Below are 17,826 nucleotides of genomic sequence, written 5' to 3'. Positions count from 1 at the left end.
TTATTGGAAGCCCTTTCAGGAGCCGTTAATGGAAAATTGGGACCCGGCAGTTGTCAAGTTGCTTAGCATTTTCATGCCAAGCGCTTTCAAAAGCCGAGCAGCGATCACGCAGGAGTCGCGGTTCGTTCACTACACAACGTCGACAAATTTGCTCAAAATTCTCGATCGTGGAGAAATTGAATTCCGTAACACCAGTGATATGAACGATCATCAAGATGTCGAAGTCGGGATTGAACGCCTCCACCAATGGATTACCCACCCCGACAGCAAGGCGCTGGTGAATGCAATCGATCATTGCGCACCGGGCGTCTGGGCCGAAGGCGTAAAGAAATTTGATGAATGGCTTCCGAAGCTGAAAAACGAGACCTACGTCGTGTCGGTCTCCCAACACAATCCCTCCGAGAACAATACCGGGCGTCTGTCCCTGTGGCGGGCGTTTGACAAAAATGCCGTGGGGGTTGCGGTCGTTGTGCATACATCGCCATTCATGCATGTGGCTGAGGCGTTGAAAGCCTACTCCAGCCCGGTTACCTATTGGACAAGACAAGAGTTCTTTGAAGAGTTTGAGGTTGTTGCGGCATCCGTACTGGCCAACAGGCATTTTCTTTCGCGGACAAACAGGGTTGTCTTGCGCGAAGTCATATTCCTTATGTTGCTCTTCGCAGCCATCTGTTCCAAGCACCCTGGTCTCCGGGACGAGCAGGAGTGGCGCGTTCTGACCAATCCCTTTTTATGGCCTACAGAACTGCTTTTTAAACAAACCACTGGTCTAAAGCGAGACGGTCGGGCCGTATACAATCTTGCTCTCAAAGACCGTCCTGCGGAAGGCATTGTCGGCTTGGAGTTCCCGCAGCTGATCTCGCGTATTATTATCGGCCCGGCACAGAACTCCGAGGCTGTCCGGCAAGAGATCATATCCAAGTTGACCGAAAAAGGCGTTTCCCAACCTGCAACCAAAGTGGTTTTGTCCAAATTGCCATGGCGTCACAAAGCCATGGGTTAAAGGCAATCGGGAATACCGCGGCATCGCGAAGATCGCGGCCCCTTTGGCTGACTGATCCACATATGAATATTGATCTAAGCCGCCTAAAGGACCTGCGAGTTAACGCGACGTAAGTTTGGTGATTATGAAAAGAACCAGCCATATCACAAATATGACGATAGCCGGATTGTAATCAAATTTCCAATTTGGGCTGACTGTAGAGCGTATCTTTCCGAACCGCTCACGTGCCCAGATGTAAAGTGTATTTTCGGATAGCTGCGTCACCACCTCATTATACGCTTTCGAATGGGCGGCGGGAACTGTCCAAGAGTCAATGATCAGTTCTTTAAAGTTTTTGATCGTTGTCCCTTCGATCTTCAGATCGTTGATGAATTTGATACCTGGAAGTTCAGTGACCTGATGCCGCCAGAGCCGCCCCAAGTTCGTGGCATATGCATGGTTAGCGCATATGTCACCTTGCGAGGGCGGCCGACATATATGTCGCATTGCCGTTGCAATCGGCTGATTGCATCTAGCTGTTGGTTTGTGAAGTGATCAACAATTTCAAACTTGAGATTCTCCATGTTTTCTACGTGTTTCCATACGTTTTGGACCTCGTAGATAAAGGTTACGGTAAGGCAATTGCCAATCTGATCGTCACTGATCGAAAGCGGCTCTTTTTCCACCATCGCAGGCCAGGTAGCCTGCAGTTCCTGCAACAGATTCTTGGCGTACTCGGTGGTCCCTTCGTTGGCGAAACGATAACGCAAAGAATTCGCCGCCCAATAAGAATAATCTATGACTCGCCGTAGCGTCATCGGCGATTCTGGCGTTTCACCAAACCGAACTTCTTCCTCACAATGCACAGAATGCAGGGGCCCGGGCGATGGGAGTGTTTCAAGTTGTAAAGCGTCAGATTTCAGCGGCAATGCAAATCCGATATGGGGCTGATGTATCTTCAGCAAACTGCCCGATTGGGCCGACATTGTTGGGTCAAGCCAGTAGCTCGTTCCGTCCAGATGCAGCCGCACGATACAATGATCGAACAGACCGGTATTGGGACTAACTGCATCAAGGAATGGTCCATAGTTCGTCGAAACAAGCGCAGCACAAGCGTCAAGTCCCAGTCGCTGCGCGCCAGCGATGAAGAGACGGGTTGCATCCTTGCAATCCCCGTAGCGACTGCTCCAGATCACATCGACGGGCCGTGGCAGGAGCCCTCCTTCACCAAGTGACAAGGCAAAATAACGCAAGTTGTTTTGAACAAAACGCAGCCACTCGGCCGCGCGTTCTGCCGGATCTGCAAAAGCCTCCGCCACTTTGGCGATTTCGTCGCCAAGCGTGTCGGGGATGTGGTGAGTTTCGTAGAACGGTGCAAATAGCTCAGCAACCTCATGCCAGCTTCCAAACTGGCTGACTTGCACGGATGGGCTAAGTAATTGCCATCCTGCTGTATGTTCTTCGGCTTCACGTTTCGCCTGCCCATGGATGTGCCAACGAGTATCCTCCATCCCCTTTTTTGTGATCGTCTTGGGCTTGGGCATTTCATTGAATGACCTGATATCAATCTCCGACTCTGCACGGCTCAATAATCTGTACCGATTCTCAAGCCACGGATTGAATGAATCGAATACTGCCCAGAAAGAGTGTTTCCCTGCCAGCGCGGGATTGCTGCCGTAGAAGGTGATGCTGATATCAACAATATCGCCCACCCGCACATCGGGAATCAGGAGTGATGCTGTCAAGCATCCATTAAGTGTGAGGCGTTCGATATTGGTTTCGCGGCGGAAAAACTGGAAGGCCGCAGAGCTTGCATGTTCAATAACGTCCTCGCCCCTCAACACACGGACATAGTGCACGTTGATCCGTTCATAAGAGGGGTCAAAATCAACGACGAAATGCGCTACGTCTTCAGCACCTGCACGCGTCCTGACGCGTTTGACCGTACGGGCATGTCGTGCCAGTTCAGGGCCGACCAGATTAACCTGGACATCCCGGAGAAGGCGGAAAACGCCATTGTCCATGAATGCATCTGTACTTTCAGCAGTTTCCAGTTGATATGGTTCATGCAACACCCAATCAGGTATCGCTGTACATAGAATCTTGTCCCTCGACTCTGTCGAGCTGAATTCGTGTTCCAATTTCGGTCCTTAACAATACTGCGAGCAGTCTAATAAATTACTGAACCTATACTACACAGCCGCAGGAGTTCAATGATCTAGAACTCACTTTTTACAAGAGAAACGAGAAACATAGTTTCGCAGTTAGAGAGCGACATGTTGCCTCCAGCGCCGCTACTTTAGACCTATCCTTCTTTGGTGGAATTGAATTGCCTTAGAACCGATGTTAGACCGACGACATCAAAATAATTCGCCAATACATTTAGACTTTAATTTGTTCATTTTCTTACAGCTCATCGGTTATTTACATGAATGACTATGCTATTGCCCCGGATAGTAATCCTGCCGAAGAAGCACCTGAAAAGACTCGTTTTGACACCGGACTGACAGCACTTGTGGCGCCGGGCAGACTGTCGCGCGTGCTCTTGAACTCGAAACGATACGAAACTTTCTCACAGGGCAAGGGCTGTTTTCCGGTCTCGATCTGATATTCACTGTGGTCTTCATCTCTGTGCTTTTCTGCTATTCGTCCAAGCTGGCGTAGATTGTTGTTGCCTCCATTCCTTTTTATCTCGCCATCGGGTTTCTTATTCGCCCTTTTCTGAAAGAGCGAATTGGAGAGAAGTTTAATAGTGGCGCTTATAGCCAGCAGTACGCCATCGCGAGTTTGATGTGGAGAGAGCGCTGGATGCCGCCTTACTGGCGCAAGGGCTATGAAGGTGCTTCTTATGCGGACCTACCACAGACCCGCTAAGCCGGATAAACTTGCTGCATTTCTCATGGCTGTGCTTGACGGCATGGCCGTGCAGGCTAAAGCCGGCCTCAACCGTGAGGTGCTAACAGCTGTCGCGAAACAAGCACTAACCAGCTGGCCTTCGGCTGATGTTGCGCATTCGACAAAATAACCTCAGATAAGAAACGCCTTCGCAACAACCTGACTGATTTTGATTTAATCAGCAAGCCTACGCTCCCCCGGTGATCCAGGCCCGCACTGCATCGAGGGCTTCCGACTTCCGGTATCGTGGCCACACGAGATAGAAGTCGAATGGACCGTATAGCGAGCCTTCCAAAGCCCTTATGAGACGGCCATCGGCTATGTCTCGCGCTACAAAATCGCGATTGGCAAGAACAATGCCCTGCCCCGCAATTGCAGCTTCAATCGCATGCGAGGTCTGGTTGAAACTGATACCCTTGAATATCGACTGTTCGCGATGACCAAACTGCTGTTCGACAAATTCGGGCCAGAAGTTGTGGGCATCGTGCAGGAGCACATAACTGGCCAGATGCTCGGCGGTTCGTGGCGCGCCCAATGCCGAAAGCAGGCTGGGACTGCAAACAGCGACGATCTCCTGCTCGAACAAAAGCTGATGAGCCAAGCCGGGGCCGAATGGCGGCCGGCCATAACGAACCGCCAGATCAACACCATCGACTTGAAAGTTTGATACACGGTCGGTCGCCAGAATATGCAGGTCGAGCCCCGGATACTGGGTCGTGAAATCCGGCAGTCTAGGGATCAGCCACTTTGAGGCAAAGGTTGGTGTCGTGCTGATTGTCAATTTTACCGGCTGCGGGCGAAGCTCTGTCGTTGCTTGCGAAATGATTTCGAACGCCCGCCGGATGTCGGCGATGTAGCGTCTGCCCTCGCCCGTCAAAACCAGCGTTCGCGGCAGGCGTTCAAACAATGAGACGCCAAGTTCAGCTTCCAGCCCCCTGATCTGTTGGGCCACCGCGCCCTGAGTCACACCGATTTCCTCCGCCGCAAGTCGGAAGTTAAGATGCCTCGCCGCCACTTCGAATACTTTGAGGCCGTTGAGGGGTGGAAGTTTTCCTATAGGATTCATATGCAATAGTTTTTCTACTGGAAAATGCGAGGATAACTCTCTCGTTTCTGTTTCTGGAGCCGGTATATTACCTATATTTACTCGGCAATAAAACTGCAAACGCAGAAAGAGAAACTGGAAATGTCTGTAGAAAAAGTAGCAATTATCACGGCAGGTGGCAGTGGAATGGGCGCCGCAGCGGCTCAACGCCTTGCAGCAGATGGTTTCAAGGTCGCAATTCTTTCCTCTTCTGGCAAAGGTGAAGCTCTTGCGAAGCAGCTGGGCGGCATTGGCGTCACCGGCTCGAACCAATCCAATGACGACCTCAAGCGCCTGGTTGATGCGGCGATGGAAAAGTGGGGAAGGATCGACGCACTGGTAAACAGCGCGGGACATGGCCCTCGTGCACCAATCACCGAGATTACCGATGAACAATGGCATACTGGTCTTGATGTTTATCTGATGAACGTTATCCGCCCCGTACGGCTGGTCACCCCCATTATGCAAGCACAGAAATCAGGTGCTATTGTCAATATTTCCACCGCATGGGCTTTTGAGCCTTCCTCCATGTTCCCGACCTCAGCGGTATTCCGGGCTGGTCTTGCATCCTATTCGAAGATCTATGCCGATACCTACGCGGGTGATGGTATCCGCATCAATAATGTTTTGCCCGGTTGGATTGACAGTCTACCCGCCACGGATGAGCGCCGCGACAGTGTTCCCATGGGGCGCTATGGTACCAGTGCTGAAGTCGCCGCGACAATCTCCTTCCTCGTTTCAGAAGGTGCAGGCTATATCACCGGTCAAAACCTTCGGGTCGATGGCGGTATCACCCGCGCCGTATAGTCATGGCAAAGATCACGCGGCGGTTCTTCTTGAAGCGCCGCTGGTGTTAGCGAGGGGCATCGCATAATAAAGTGTCATGCATGATTTGCCCGATCATTATTCTTTAACCGCGCATGACGCGTCGGAGCCGATGCTCCATCGCGGTTTTCATGTCTTCGTCGATGGATGTTTCAAGCCGGTTTCACAGAATGGCGGGTGGGCTTTCGTCGCTTACCGAGATTCTATGGAGATTGCGTGCGACTTTGGTGCTGTGGCCAATTCGTCCAACAATGCCACGGAAGCGGTTGCTGTCTTGCAGGCGATGCGCTGGATCAACGCCAATATCGCTGTAGAACCCGCTGTCATCTGGTCGGACTCCGTCTACGCCGTGACGGGTTGCAATTACTGGCTGCCCATCTGGAAAGCCAATGGCTGGAAGAAGCCTGCGCCAAATCCAAATCTCCGGCGTCGCACCATAGCCAATGATGTAATCTGGAAAGAAATCCATGGTGAGTTGAGCAGAAACCCACTGATCAGTATCGTCTGGTGTAAAGGCCATTCCGGCATCCCGGGCAATGAACGCGCCGATGCGCTGGCCGATGAAGGACGAAGATTTCGTGTTCCCGGCACGGCGGTTGCATAGAAAAACCGCCCCTTGCCTGCCGGACTTTAGGCATATATATTGGTCGGATGCTTAACTATTCGTCCCGGCCAACTTCTCCACCGCATATCCCGTTGGATTCGCTAAGCGAAGTCCTGCAGGACTTCCGCTTGAGTGGTGTTAATTATGGCCGTTGCGAACTGCATCACCCCTGGAGCATTGCCTTTCCGCAACAACAACTTCTTCGTTTTCACTTTGTTAGCCAAGGCCCTTGCTGGATTCATACTGAAGTGCAGGGCTGGCAGGAGTTGCGCGAGGGTGATCTCGTGCTGTTGCCGCAAGGCATCGCCCACAAGCTGGCCAGTGCACCGGATGTTGTAGGCGACTCACTCAAGGGTTGTCAGGTGACCAAATTGGGCAGCAATGTCTGCGAAGTGGTCCGGGAAGGTACAGGCGCGACCAGCACTTTGTTCTGCGGCTCCATGACCTTGGGCGCTTGTGCACTCAATCCGCTTATCACTTTGATGCCGCAAATCATCAAGGGCTGCGATGTGGCAGGCAACGACCCTATCGTCGGCCCATTGCTTACGGCTATGACGACTGAGGCTGCACAACCGCAGATGGGTAGTGCCACCATTCTGTCGCGCATGGCCGATCTGCTCGTGGCGCGGCTTATCCGCTGCTGGGTCAATTGCACGGGTGCCTCTACCACCGGTTGGCTGGCCGCCATCCGCGATCCCCATATCGGCCGCGTTTTGGCAGCCATGCACCGTGACCCCGGCCACAACTGGACCCTCGAAAGCCTCGCTAATCTCGCAGGTCAATCGCGGTCCATTTTCGCTGAACGCTTCAGTGCTGTTTTGGGGGAAGGTGCGGCTCACTATCTTGCGCGTCTGCGTATGCAGCTTGCACGTGAAATGTTGGGGCAGAACGGATTGTCGGTAGCAGAAGTGGCCACCCGTTTGGGCTATGAATCCGAAGCCTCTTTTGCCCGAGCCTTCAAACGCATCACCAGCGTGTCGCCCGGCGTTGTGCGCCGCACAATTTCCGGACGAACGGACATGCATTTCGGATTATAAGATACATATCATCCGAGAAGAGTCGTTTATTAGTGTCTCCAAACCTTGGAGACACTTCAATGACGGATACAACATTACAACTTGATAGCGCGGCGTTGGATATTGATACCGACGCCCCATCCGAATGGAGCGCGGCCACGTGGTTCGCCGTCCTTTCGATGGCGGCTGCCAGCTTCGCGCTGGTATCAGCCGAATTCCTTCCCGCGGGCCTATTGACACCAATGGCGCGCGATCTTGGCATCAGTGAGGGAACAGCCGGACAGGTCGTCACCGCCACCGCCTCGGTCGGCGCGGTCACAGCCCTGTTGAGCAATGTTCTCATTGGCCGCCTCAACCGCAAGGCTGTGCTGGTTGGTCTAAGTGGCCTGGCAATCGGCTCCAACATCCTCGCAGCATTTGCAACAGATTTCTGGCTGCTGTTATTAGGCCGTGCCGGTCTGGGCATCGCCCTCAGTGCGTTCTGGGCACTTTCAGTTGCCGTCGTGGCCAGACTTGTTGGAGCGAATGCAACTGGCCGGGGCATGGCGGTTGTTACTCTCGGCGTCTCGCTCGCTACCATTGCTGCGCCTTCGATGGGCGCGTTGATCAGTGACTGGATAGGCTGGCGCAGCGCCATGGCCATGACAGCAGGGCTTGCCGCGCTTGCAATGCTGATGCAGTTTCTAAGCCTGCCAAGCTTACCTGCAACCACGAGCAACAGTCTTGCAGATGTGTTCCGATTGTTACGTCGGCGCGGCATTCAGCTCGGCATGCTCGCCATACTGCTGCTCATGACAGGACATTTCGCCGGCTCAGTCTATGTCCGTCCCTTCCTCGAACAGGTAACGCTTCTAGCCACCGGTCCCATCGCCTTGGCTTTGCTTGGCTTCGGCATTGCAGCTGTGGTCGGTAATGTTGCCGGTGGCCGCATGGCCGACGCCAATATCCGCATCGCACTGGTTGTCACCGCTGCATTGATGGCCTTGGCAGCCCTCGCTCTTGTACTTTGGGGCGCGAATATGACTGTTGCTTTCGGCTTTGCTACACTTTGGGGCTTTGCCTTCGGCATGGCGCCGGTCGTGCTGCCAACCAATCTGTCCCGTGCAGCGCCTGACGCGCTGGAAGCTGCGGGCAGCCTGATGGTTGCATCTTTCCAGGTTGCCATCACCATCGGCGCGGTCGCTGGCGGTTATGTTGTGGACACTTACGGCGCTACCGGTCCTTTGACCCTCACTGCCGTCCTTGCCGCATCGACAATCGTTCTGGCGCTGCTGCAGCCTCGCAGCTGACCTCTTGCCGTATGCTGCAAAAACTCCATGGCAGGCGACTGCCATGGAGTTTTACTTATCTGAACGCCCAAGTATAATCCCGTCAAAGTGTTGCAAGGCGGCTGTTCGAGAGCGTAGCGGGATAGGCCGCGCGTATACGAATTTTGCTTTCAAGCGACATGATCACACTTTCGGCAAAATCGGTTTTGTACATTTGTGAAATGCTCCACAGCCCGCCCGGTGTGAATACATTTATCTCTAATATCTTGTCACCTACAATGTCGAGGCCAACAAGAAACATCCCGTCCTCTATAAGTTTTGGCCGTACCATCTCGGCGACTTCGAGCATCTTGCTCGTTATCTCGACCTTCTCGGGCGTGCCCGCAACGTGAATGTTGGAGCGCACCTCACCCTTTGCAGGAACGCGCCTGAGAGCGGCATATTTCCCATCACGCTCCAGCGGCTTTCCGTTCATGAGAAAAAGCCTGACATCCCCACTCTTGGCTTCCGGCAGATAGCCTTGTGCAATCAGATATCCTTCACCGCTGACGGCCTCGAATATCTGGTTCAGATTGGCATCTTTCGGCGACTCGATCTTGAAAACGTTTTTCCCGCCCGATCCCTGCAGTGGTTTAACAATCGCACCTTTCGGCTGCTCCTCAATGAAAGCACGTATTTCCTCAATGCTTTTCGAGATCAGGGTAACCGGACGCACCTGCTCCGGGAAATCCTGGAAATAAAGCTTGTTCTGGGCAAGGCTGAGCCCTGCCGGATCGTTGACCACCAGCACTCCCCGCTCCGATGCAAGACGGCCAAACATGGACCCGGCATGTGCCGCCCATGGGCGTTCTATCGCGTCCTGCGATGGATCATTTCGCAGGAAAATCACGTCAATCTCGCGGACATCGATTGTTCTTGCGGTCAGCTTTTCGCTAGCGAAGTCCTTGTGGAAGGTCTCCACTTTTTTATACTTGGCCGCAGGCAAGCCTTTGGCGCTGACCATCAGGCTGTCATCTGGGCGCAGCACGAAATCACCCGGCGTCAAATACAGAATTTCGTGACCTCGGCCTAGCGCAGCAAACGCCAACACCGTCGTGGTGAAATGCGGGGTTTCGGCCTCTATTGAGTTGACGAAAAAAGCGATACGCATAAAAATCCTTTTATTTAGGTCGAGATCATCTCGACGGGGGAAAGTCCGGCACGTGCCCTGTCCAGACCCTTCTTTGCATCTGGATGCGAAAGGAAGGCCGGACTTACAACTGGTGCTCTTAGGAGCCCTCGGGAGTTGAGCTCCTGCATCACGCCAAAATGAGATGCAGCAATCTTCCCCATCCAGAACGGGGTCAGGCTACCGCCATTTTTCAGATGGCCGAGAACCTCAAGCAGGCCGCGCAGATAAATCGCATCCTTGGCAAGACCGCCACCGCGATAAAGCCGGAGCGTCAGGCTGAATGCCCGCGCTTCGGTAAAGCCATACTTGTGAAGCAGCCTGTCGAATGTTTCGACGAAGGATGCGCCATCCAACATGTCGGCGCAAGCAGCAACGCGAGCCGCTATAAGTCTCATACGCGCCAGCGTCATGCCGCCTGCCAGATACTCAGCAAAAACGGCAAGCCCTTCCTGCAGTCCTTCATATCCCGCAAGGCCGGAGCGGAAAATTCTCAAGCCCTGCGCCGCACCATTGAAATAGGTCAACAGATGGACACCAATTTCGTGGCTAAGCAAAGCGTTGAGCCTGCCCCGCGCCATGATCGTACTGCGGGAGATCAACAGGCGCGGCCCTGAAACCATCAAACCGGCAGGAAGATCGTCACGCAGTTCGATTTCCACTTCAAATTCAGGGTGAAGCTGCTGATAAGCAGCTACCATGGCCTGTGCTGCTCTCTCGATCTCGTAGCAATCGGCGCTACCGGTTTCATCGGCAGCCGACTCTTCCATATTTGCGGTTTCCGCCAGTATATTCTCTGCCGCGATCCGCAATTCGGGTTCAACCCGGCCATATAGCGCCCTGCCAAGCTCGACAAAGCGTGGCGTTTCCCGCGCCGAAATCAATGACAGCTGCAGGTCAAGTTCCTGCTGTTTTTCGCGATAGAGATTCGACAACACCGGGTCTTCAAACCTGTCAAAAGGAATGGAAAACAGCCGTTTCTTTTCGACGTCGATTTCCACGCTCAAGGGGCGGTAGAGCAGGCGCGGAGCGCTCTGAAACCTGTCGGATTTGAATTGCTTCCAGGCTGCATCGGCATTGATCGGCGTCACGGCCAGCAGGAAATCGAATGTCGCGGCTATCTCATCAATCGTGCGGTCAGCCTTGGTAACAGGATCAATGAAAGCGCGCCGACCCAAGGCTCGGTAGCTTGGGACCTCCACAGTCCTGCTTGATTCGAGATAGGCAGCAATTGCCTGCAAACCGGCATCAAAAATGTTTGCCACCACCCTGTCCCGCAGGTCCGGATAAATTTCTTCCGATTCAGGTACCCTGTATATGGGCGCAAAACGCACAGTCAGGCACGGCACATCCGGCACTTTCCTCGCCAGAGCAGCATGCTCGTCTGCCACTGCCTCAAGTTTGACCAAACGCGGCACCCGGAACTTGGCGACCACGGCCTCCACCGCCGACCGAAAGCTTTTCAACGCTCCGGCAACCTCCGTATCGCGCGTACCTGACACGGTAATTTCGAAAGGCGGAAGATAGGGTGAATCCTCGTTGAACATCGTGTCCCGTTCAAGCTCTCCCACATCGAAAACAATGAAGGCCCCGAAGTGCTCTTTCAAAAACGCTCCTACGCTTTCAATGGCACGAACGGCCGATCCGAGATCAGGCGCAATAAGATAGGACGCATTTGCAGAAGCCACATCATGCGCTGCTCCCGCATCACGTCCCGTCAAAATGTGGATGCAAAGGAATGGCAAAGGCCGGTCAATATGGATACGCCCACCATTTTCAAGATCGAGGCGTACCGCCTTGCCAGCTTTCAATAATGCCACTGCTTCAGTGAATTCGGCACGGGTTGGGGAAGTTATCTTGATCTGGTTCATCTCACTGTCCGCAAGGCTTCTTCAAGTCCAGCTAATGTCGAAGCGACAAGCATGCGCAGCTCTTTCAATGCGTTCCCGTCCGGCAACCCTGTCCACTCATCCATGAAGATTTTTTTGAATTCTATGGCGATGGCACATCCACTTTCCGGAAAGGCCTCATGAATAAATCGCGTTTGCTCGCCTTTCCCCTGAAAGGATATGTTTTCGCGAACATCCAGAGAGCGTCCGCGGAATTTGAAAGCACGCAGCTTTTCAATGAATGGATCAATCAAAAACGCCCAGCGATCCCTGTCCATGGAGGACGTGCCGATATTTATCTCGGGCATTTCTTTAGGATCGCCATGGGGCGCGTTCGGGCCATCGCGGCGATGATTGTAGCTATGAACGTCGAGTACAACGAAACGGTTATGGCGCTTCTGGTGTTCGGTCAGGAATCCCCGCAACATGCTGTAATAGGCATCGTGCAGTTGCAGGGATTCCTCAATGATGGTTTTACCCGGCTTGTCCTTCCAGACATTTATACCCCAAGCCTGATCCGGCGTTACGTAAACGGCCTTTTCTCTTGCCCGGTTCAGGTCAATTTCAAATCGTGAACGATGGAAGATAATTCGATTGGGAACATCCCGAATGAAGAATCCCGTAAATGGATCTTCTTCGCGCAATCGCTCGGCCTTGGATATGGCCATGAGCTTTTCAGCGGCAGGTCGCACCAGATCGCCGTTATGGATGGCTGTTGCAATGATGGGTGAGGAACCACAATGGACAGACCACCAGTCGGACGCGCCGGGTTCCATCAATCTCTCCCTTGTTTGCTGCCCTACCACTTCCTGGCAATGAATGACGATGTGACGAAACGCATGGCATGCCTTCAGAGTTCCAAAGCTGCAGATATGAAGTCGATCGCCCAATACGCTGACTGATTTCGTTTACCCTTCGCGCATTTGAGACAGGTGCCGTCCGAATTGGGGATTACACGCGCAGCGACCCGATGTATCCTGATGATTGGGGCTATCGCTGGATCATCTGTCAGCGAATTATATGGGCAATGAATTTGATCGATGAGTCACTCAATCCGGAACCGAATCCGCCGAAACCTGTGCGGCGCTGGATATTCTGGTCAATCCTGATTGGAGCCATCATTGCGCTGTTGATTGCTATCGGTTTTGGCACCCTTTATGCGGTAATGATCTCCAATGTCAGGCACGTTGAAGTTACGGACAAAGAGCTGGGTGAAAACCGCCCTGCCAAAGCATCGTCAGCAGCAATGAACATACTGCTCGTCGGGTCTGACCGGCGGGAGGGCAAGGGTGCAGCCCGCCTTGGCGAACGCACTGATACAATCATGCTTGTGCACCTGCCAGCTGATCGCAGCGAACTGGCAGTCATCAGCTTTCCGAGGGATTTGCGGGTTCAATTGCCCAGATGCGTTTCAAAGGAAGGCTTTCCAGGACAACGGGCACAACGCGGCATTATCAACTCATCATATAGCGCGGGCGGTATCGGGTGTATCTGGAAAACCATTGAGACGCTAACCGGCATCCATATAGATCACTTTGTCATGGTTGACTTTACCGGTTTCAAGCAACTGGTAGATGCTGCAGGCGGTGTGGAGGTTTGCCTTCCCCAACCCATCCATGACAAGCTTGTGAAGCTTGACTTGCCTGCCGGAATTCAGGCTCTTCGCGGCGATCAGGCGCTTGCCTATGTCCGGATTCGTCATGGCCTGAGCAATGGAACCGATATAGGACGCATTCAGCGCCAGCAACAATTCCTGTCAGGCCTGTCGAAGAAAGTAATTGGCGGTGGCGTGCTTGCAAATCCCGGCAAGGTGATCAGCCTTTTGAGCGTGGCCAGCAAATCTGTCACGACAGATCCGGACCTTACGCCCGGCCTGATGATGGAACTGGCGCTCGCCGTGCGTGGAATATCCGCCGCGAATATACGCTTTCTCACGACACCCTGGCGAGATTCCAGCGACTATCCCGGGCGGTTGGAATTGCTGGATGGGCCTGCAAAGCGATTGTTCCGTTCGATTGCAGAGGAAGAGCCTTTCAACCGCAACGACCTCAAGAGGTCAGAGCCGGCAATACCTCTCCCAGCTGAGCGGGAGGCCGAACAGGAAAATACCGTTGTGGCACCGCCTTCAAACAGCAAAGCGCCAGCACCATTTCCCTGTCCGCTAATCTAGAACCTATTCGATGGGCAGCGGCGTAATGATGCGCCGCTTCCCAAAGATTATCAGGCTCTGGCAACGACGGTCTTTGCAGGAACCAGCGCGTTGATGATGCACGCGACTGCAATGTTCGCAGCCAATGCCAGCAGACCCGTGTAGATGGTAAACTGGGTGTCGCCAAAACCGATGACATGAAGTGGCTTCCAGTTCGCATCCCAGACCAGATATGTTCCACCGAAAAAGCCGACAAACCATCCTGCCAGAAGGCCAGAGGCACGGAACCAGTTGGTGTAGAGCCCGAACACCAGTGCAGGGAGCGTCTGCAAAATCCAGATACCACCCAAGAGCTGCAGGTCGAGCGCAAACTGGGTTGGCAAAAGCACGATGACAAGCAACGCACCAATTTTGACAAGCAGCGACGTTATCTTAGCAACCTTGGCCTCACCCTCATCAGTCACCTGCGGATTGATATAGGCTTTCCAGAAATTGCGGGTGAACAGATTGGCAGCGCCAATGCTCATGACGGCTGCTGGAACCAGCGCACCAATGGCGATAGCTGCAAAGGCAAAACCTGCAAACCAGCTGGGAAACAAATTCTGGAAAAGAGCCGGAACAACATCATTGGCACTATCGAGTTTCAGACCGGCAGCATGACCCATATAACCAAGCAGGGCGAGCAGACCGAGCAGAAGCGTATAGGCCGGAAGGAGCACGGCATTCTTGCGGATTGTATCGCCGCTGTTGGAAGCGAAAATACCTGTCAATGTGTGCGGATACATGAAGGCCGCAAGTGCTGAACCCAGAGCCAGCGTTGCATAGGCAACATACTGGTTACCGCCAAGAAGCAGGTTGCCGGAACCCTTGGCCTGAAACGCTGCTTCTGCCGATGCAAACACATTGGCATAGCCACCGAGTTTGGAAGGAATAAGCGCAACGGCTGCGATGACCACGATATAGATCATGATATCTTTGACGAATGCGATGAGTGCCGGTGCACGCAATCCCGCTGAATAGGTGTAAACTGCCAGAATGATAAAGGCGATGGCGAGTGGTATTTCGCCATGCAGACCGAGCGCTTTCAGGGCGGCTGTCATTCCAACGAGCTGCAACGCTATGTAAGGCATCGTAGCGATGACGCCGGTTGCCGCTACCGTCAGTTCAAGTGCGCGCGAACCATACTGACCGTGGACAACGTCGCCCGCCGTCACATAACCATGATCTTTGGCGCGCTTCCACAAAAGCGGCATGACAAGAAAGACCAGTGGGTAAACGATGATCGTATAGGGCAACGCGAAGAACCCATATGCACCGACCGTATAAACCAGCGCCGGAACAGCAATAACCGTATAGGCGGTGTAAAAATCTCCCCCAACGAGAAACCATGTGATCCATGTGCCGAACGAACGGCCACCAAGTCCCCATTCATCAATATGGGCAAGTGTTTTTGGCTTGCGCCAGCGCGATGCGACAAAGCCGAGAACAGTCACAAGAACGAAGAAGAACGTGAATACGGCAAGCGCCGTGGTGTCGATATTAGTCGTCATGGCGCACGCTCCTGTAAACGATCCAGGTCAGGAGCGCGGTGAGCGGTACCCAGGCGAGCTGATACCAGTAAAAGAATGGAAATCCGAAAAGCACCGGCTCCACGCGATTGTAGAACGGTACCCAAAGAAGCCCGATATAGGGCAGAATGAGCAGCCAGCGAATGGCCCTCACCCACGGTTTCGATAATAGCTGAGACATGCGTAATCCTCCCCAAAACCAACTGGCCAAGGTTTCTATGGAAGGTATTCTGACGTTACAAGATTGCCGGGCTTCTACCTGCTGCCATCTACCCAGAACTGGGTAAGCAAGCGGGCCAAATCTTATAAATCGCCCTCACTCATGCCATTATCGAGTGCGTAGCGGACCAGTCCGGCGGTGGTGGGAATATGCAGTTTTCGTTTCAGGTTCTTGCGATGTGTCTCGACTGTAGCATTGGAAATACCGAGTTCCGCAGCGATATCGCGGTTACTTTTGCCGGATGCGATCTGCATCAGGATGGACTTCTCACGACTTGTCAACGGCACTGCTTCGTATTTGATGTGTCGCTCAAGCAGCACATCCGGCACACCGGTGGAGAAGAATGTTCCACCTTCTGCAACCACGCTTATCGCCCTTGCGATCTCGTCCGTCGGAACATCTTTCAGCACATAGCCGGAAGCCCCACGCACCACTGAAGACGAGATATATTCGCGGCTATCATGCATCGACAACATGATGATCCGGCAGGTAAGACCTTCCTTGCGGAACATCTCTATCGCTTCGATACCACTGATATTCGGCATATTGATATCCAGCAGCACAACGTCCGGGGCGGTCCGCCGGGCGATCTCTATGGCGTCGTTGGCTGACCCGGCACTGCCGACAATATTAATATGATCATATGTTTGCAGAATTGCCCGAAGGCCATCGGCAACCAACGGATGATTGTCAACGAGTAGCACTTTGATAGCCACTTTTTGTGTCATGCTACGGCTGCCGCCTTCACTTTATAAACGGATGCAGATTTTGGCAGCAGCGCCGTCAGCACAGTTCTTCCCGGTTCGCTCCTTACCAGCAACAGGCCGCCGAAATGGGCCATGCGCTCCTGCATGTTGCGTAACCCAAGTCCACTGCTGTCATGGGCACTATCCTTGGCAAAGCCGACACCATCATCAGTGATAGACAACCGGGCACGGCCTTTCTCGCTCCATATCCTGACGCTCACTTTGCTGGCTTTGGCGTGCCGTTCGATATTGTTGAAGGCTTCCTGCGCCACGCGGTACAATGCTGTGCTGGCTTCCGGTTTCAGGTCATCCAGAAAGCCCGCAGCGGTCAGATCCGTATCTACCCCCGTCCGCCCGAGAAAGTTATTGCACAGGGCGGTAAGGGCAGCTGCCAAACCGAGATCATCGAGAACACGCGGGCGAAGGCCATGTGAAAGTCCGCGAACTTCCTTGATTGCGCTGTTCAGCGCTTCAATGCTGGAATCGATGGCAATTGCGGTCTGATCCGATCCCGTCGCTACTTTTCGTCTTGCCAGATCCATCGCATAGCGCACACCCACCAGGTTTTGTGAAATCCCGTCATGCAGTTCACGCGATATGCGAGCCCTTTCCTCCTCCTGCGTATCAATGACCCTCTGTGTCAACCGTTTGAGTTTGGTATCGGCCAGACGGCGCTCGCGAAGTGTGATCAGCATGCAGGTTGAGAATACGATGATGGTCGCAGGCACAGCGACCAGCGCAACAATCAGGAAAGTGTTACCGATACTCTGGCGCAATTCCGCCTTGGCCGCTGCAGTTTGTGCAAACACATCATCAAGATAGGCACCGGTTCCCAGAACCCATTTCCACTTATCAAGGCCGGTTACAAAGGACAGCTTGTCGGCCAGTTTCCCGGTGGAAGGCTTTTCCCACTTGTATTGATGCAGTCCGCCCCCTGCCTTCGCCGCCGCAATCAGGTTGGCGATGACGTGATCCCCATCCGGATCGGTGATATTGAGCCAATTATGCCCCGATCGGAATTCCTGGCGGGGATGGACAATGCTGTTTCCGTCGTAATCATACACGAAGAAATATCCATCCTGACCATAGTCGAGCCCTTTGAGAATTTCCGTCACTTTGCGCTTGGCATCTTCATCATCGGCACCTGCATTGAGATAGGTGGTGTTGATCGCCGACATGGCCAGTGTTGTCAGGTTGATGATCTCTGTTTCCTTCGATTTCAGCATGTTCTGCTCGAAGGTGTCGATGCTGCTCCTGACAAGGCTGGTGGATTGCCAGGTGATGAATATCGTTACGGACAAGATAGCGACAACCAGCGGTATGATCGCTAACGCAATGATTTGAAGCCGCAGATTCAAAACGCATCTCCTTCCCGCTTTTACGGCAGATCACCGGATACCCGATGAGATAGT

At 53.4% G+C, this 17,826-nt stretch carries 17 protein-coding genes and 1 pseudogene; 9 read left to right on the top strand and 9 right to left on the bottom strand.

The features are described from left to right. The first annotated feature begins 28 nt into the window (after window positions 1-28). Window positions 29-1,003 (top strand): DUF2971 domain-containing protein, encoded by a 975-nt coding sequence (locus PMI41_RS15715; RefSeq protein WP_008126454.1) that lies wholly within the window; start codon window positions 29-31, stop codon window positions 1,001-1,003. 356 nt (window positions 1,004-1,359) lie between these two features. On the opposite strand, the gene PMI41_RS15710 is transcribed toward PMI41_RS15715, so the two are convergent. Further along, window positions 1,360-3,123, bottom strand: coding sequence for a DUF3857 domain-containing protein (locus tag PMI41_RS15710; RefSeq protein WP_008126453.1), 1,764 nt, complete (start codon window positions 3,121-3,123; stop codon window positions 1,360-1,362). 287 nt (window positions 3,124-3,410) lie between these two features. On the opposite strand from PMI41_RS15710, the gene PMI41_RS15705 reads away from it, so the two are divergent. From PMI41_RS15705 to PMI41_RS15700, 3 genes and pseudogenes are all read left to right on the top strand, one after another. Continuing rightward, window positions 3,411-3,590 (top strand): hypothetical protein, encoded by a 180-nt coding sequence (locus PMI41_RS15705; RefSeq protein WP_040855067.1) that lies wholly within the window; start codon window positions 3,411-3,413, stop codon window positions 3,588-3,590. Continuing rightward, window positions 3,506-3,775, top strand: a pseudogene (locus PMI41_RS25450) (ABC transporter transmembrane domain-containing protein); the annotation flags it as partial. The gene PMI41_RS15705 and the pseudogene PMI41_RS25450, both read left to right, overlap by 85 nt. 55 nt (window positions 3,776-3,830) lie before the next feature. Continuing rightward, a complete protein-coding gene (locus PMI41_RS15700) occupies window positions 3,831-4,007 on the top strand; it encodes a hypothetical protein (RefSeq protein ID WP_008126452.1) in 177 nt (58 codons plus the stop codon). A gap of 57 nt (window positions 4,008-4,064) precedes the next feature. Here the strand turns inward: PMI41_RS15700 and PMI41_RS15695 are convergent, their stop codons facing one another. Continuing rightward, window positions 4,065-4,943, bottom strand: a complete 879-nt coding sequence (locus tag PMI41_RS15695) for a LysR substrate-binding domain-containing protein (RefSeq protein ID WP_008126451.1) — start codon at window positions 4,941-4,943, stop codon at window positions 4,065-4,067. A 120-nt stretch (window positions 4,944-5,063) separates the two neighbouring features. Between PMI41_RS15695 and PMI41_RS15690 the strand changes: the two genes are divergently transcribed. The 4 genes from PMI41_RS15690 to PMI41_RS15675 all read left to right on the top strand — a co-directional run bounded on the left by PMI41_RS15690 (window position 5,064) and on the right by PMI41_RS15675 (window position 8,695). After that, on the top strand, window positions 5,064-5,768 hold the full coding sequence (locus tag PMI41_RS15690) for an SDR family oxidoreductase (RefSeq protein WP_008126449.1): 705 nt from the start codon (window positions 5,064-5,066) through the stop codon (window positions 5,766-5,768). A gap of 130 nt (window positions 5,769-5,898) precedes the next feature. Then, window positions 5,899-6,390, top strand: coding sequence for a ribonuclease H (locus tag PMI41_RS15685; protein ID WP_244423959.1), 492 nt, complete (start codon window positions 5,899-5,901; stop codon window positions 6,388-6,390). 47 nt (window positions 6,391-6,437) lie between these two features. Then, the gene (locus PMI41_RS15680; protein WP_008126445.1) at window positions 6,438-7,427 is read left to right on the top strand and encodes an AraC family transcriptional regulator; all 990 of its coding nucleotides are present in this window, start codon (window positions 6,438-6,440) and stop codon (window positions 7,425-7,427) included. Window positions 7,428-7,486: 59 nt separating this feature from the next. After that, complete coding sequence (locus PMI41_RS15675; protein WP_008126444.1) at window positions 7,487-8,695, top strand: MFS transporter; 1,209 nt, start codon at window positions 7,487-7,489, stop codon at window positions 8,693-8,695. A gap of 82 nt (window positions 8,696-8,777) precedes the next feature. Here the strand turns inward: PMI41_RS15675 and PMI41_RS15670 are convergent, their stop codons facing one another. Genes PMI41_RS15670 through PMI41_RS15660 form a run of 3 tightly spaced genes read right to left on the bottom strand, consistent with a single transcriptional unit; the run spans window position 8,778 to window position 12,507 of the window. Further along, complete coding sequence (locus PMI41_RS15670) at window positions 8,778-9,824, bottom strand: glutathione synthase (RefSeq protein ID WP_008126441.1); 1,047 nt, start codon at window positions 9,822-9,824, stop codon at window positions 8,778-8,780. A 14-nt stretch (window positions 9,825-9,838) separates the two neighbouring features. Beyond that, window positions 9,839-11,713, bottom strand: coding sequence for a flavohemoglobin expression-modulating QEGLA motif protein (locus PMI41_RS15665; RefSeq protein WP_008126439.1), 1,875 nt, complete (start codon window positions 11,711-11,713; stop codon window positions 9,839-9,841). Next, entirely contained in the window at window positions 11,710-12,507 is a 798-nt protein-coding gene (locus PMI41_RS15660) for an N-formylglutamate amidohydrolase (protein ID WP_008126437.1), read from the bottom strand. Before PMI41_RS15660 ends, PMI41_RS15665 begins: the two co-directional genes overlap by 4 nt. Before the next feature lie 194 nt (window positions 12,508-12,701). On the opposite strand from PMI41_RS15660, the gene PMI41_RS15655 reads away from it, so the two are divergent. After that, window positions 12,702-13,901 (top strand): LCP family protein, encoded by a 1,200-nt coding sequence (locus PMI41_RS15655; RefSeq protein ID WP_008126435.1) that lies wholly within the window; start codon window positions 12,702-12,704, stop codon window positions 13,899-13,901. A 50-nt stretch (window positions 13,902-13,951) separates the two neighbouring features. Here the strand turns inward: PMI41_RS15655 and PMI41_RS15650 are convergent, their stop codons facing one another. The 4 genes from PMI41_RS15650 to PMI41_RS15635 all read right to left on the bottom strand — a co-directional run bounded on the left by PMI41_RS15650 (window position 13,952) and on the right by PMI41_RS15635 (window position 17,772). Further along, the gene (locus tag PMI41_RS15650; protein WP_008126433.1) at window positions 13,952-15,430 is read right to left on the bottom strand and encodes a sodium:solute symporter family protein; all 1,479 of its coding nucleotides are present in this window, start codon (window positions 15,428-15,430) and stop codon (window positions 13,952-13,954) included. Continuing rightward, the gene (locus tag PMI41_RS15645) at window positions 15,420-15,629 is read right to left on the bottom strand and encodes a DUF3311 domain-containing protein (protein ID WP_008126432.1); all 210 of its coding nucleotides are present in this window, start codon (window positions 15,627-15,629) and stop codon (window positions 15,420-15,422) included. The genes PMI41_RS15650 and PMI41_RS15645 overlap by 11 nt, the downstream gene beginning before the upstream one ends. Window positions 15,630-15,751: 122 nt before the next feature. Further along, entirely contained in the window at window positions 15,752-16,396 is a 645-nt protein-coding gene (locus PMI41_RS15640; protein ID WP_008126430.1) for a response regulator transcription factor, read from the bottom strand. Beyond that, the gene (locus PMI41_RS15635; RefSeq protein WP_008126428.1) at window positions 16,393-17,772 is read right to left on the bottom strand and encodes a cache domain-containing protein; all 1,380 of its coding nucleotides are present in this window, start codon (window positions 17,770-17,772) and stop codon (window positions 16,393-16,395) included. The genes PMI41_RS15640 and PMI41_RS15635 overlap by 4 nt, the downstream gene beginning before the upstream one ends. Window positions 17,773-17,826 lie beyond the last annotated feature (54 nt).

It is taken from the genome of Phyllobacterium sp. YR531, from assembly GCF_000282595.1.
Lineage (GTDB): Bacteria > Pseudomonadota > Alphaproteobacteria > Rhizobiales > Rhizobiaceae > Phyllobacterium.
The sequence above is the reverse complement of the archived record's forward strand: the minus strand, read 5'-3'. Positions and strand labels throughout refer to the sequence as shown.

Coding starts and splice junctions, on each gene's coding strand:
- PMI41_RS15715 (WP_008126454.1), top strand. CDS start 29: ATGGAAAATTGGGACCCGGCAGTTGTCAAGTTGCTTAGCATTTTCATG.
- PMI41_RS15705 (WP_040855067.1), top strand. CDS start 3,411: ATGAATGACTATGCTATTGCCCCGGATAGTAATCCTGCCGAAGAAGCA.
- PMI41_RS15700 (WP_008126452.1), top strand. CDS start 3,831: ATGCGGACCTACCACAGACCCGCTAAGCCGGATAAACTTGCTGCATTT.
- PMI41_RS15695 (WP_008126451.1), bottom strand. CDS start 4,943: ATGAATCCTATAGGAAAACTTCCACCCCTCAACGGCCTCAAAGTATTC.
- PMI41_RS15690 (WP_008126449.1), top strand. CDS start 5,064: ATGTCTGTAGAAAAAGTAGCAATTATCACGGCAGGTGGCAGTGGAATG.
- PMI41_RS15685 (WP_244423959.1), top strand. CDS start 5,899: ATGCTCCATCGCGGTTTTCATGTCTTCGTCGATGGATGTTTCAAGCCG.
- PMI41_RS15680 (WP_008126445.1), top strand. CDS start 6,438: ATGCTTAACTATTCGTCCCGGCCAACTTCTCCACCGCATATCCCGTTG.
- PMI41_RS15675 (WP_008126444.1), top strand. CDS start 7,487: ATGACGGATACAACATTACAACTTGATAGCGCGGCGTTGGATATTGAT.
- PMI41_RS15670 (WP_008126441.1), bottom strand. CDS start 9,824: ATGCGTATCGCTTTTTTCGTCAACTCAATAGAGGCCGAAACCCCGCAT.
- PMI41_RS15665 (WP_008126439.1), bottom strand. CDS start 11,713: ATGAACCAGATCAAGATAACTTCCCCAACCCGTGCCGAATTCACTGAA.
- PMI41_RS15660 (WP_008126437.1), bottom strand. CDS start 12,507: ATGGAACCCGGCGCGTCCGACTGGTGGTCTGTCCATTGTGGTTCCTCA.
- PMI41_RS15655 (WP_008126435.1), top strand. CDS start 12,702: ATGTATCCTGATGATTGGGGCTATCGCTGGATCATCTGTCAGCGAATT.
- PMI41_RS15650 (WP_008126433.1), bottom strand. CDS start 15,430: ATGACGACTAATATCGACACCACGGCGCTTGCCGTATTCACGTTCTTC.
- PMI41_RS15645 (WP_008126432.1), bottom strand. CDS start 15,629: ATGTCTCAGCTATTATCGAAACCGTGGGTGAGGGCCATTCGCTGGCTG.
- PMI41_RS15640 (WP_008126430.1), bottom strand. CDS start 16,396: ATGACACAAAAAGTGGCTATCAAAGTGCTACTCGTTGACAATCATCCG.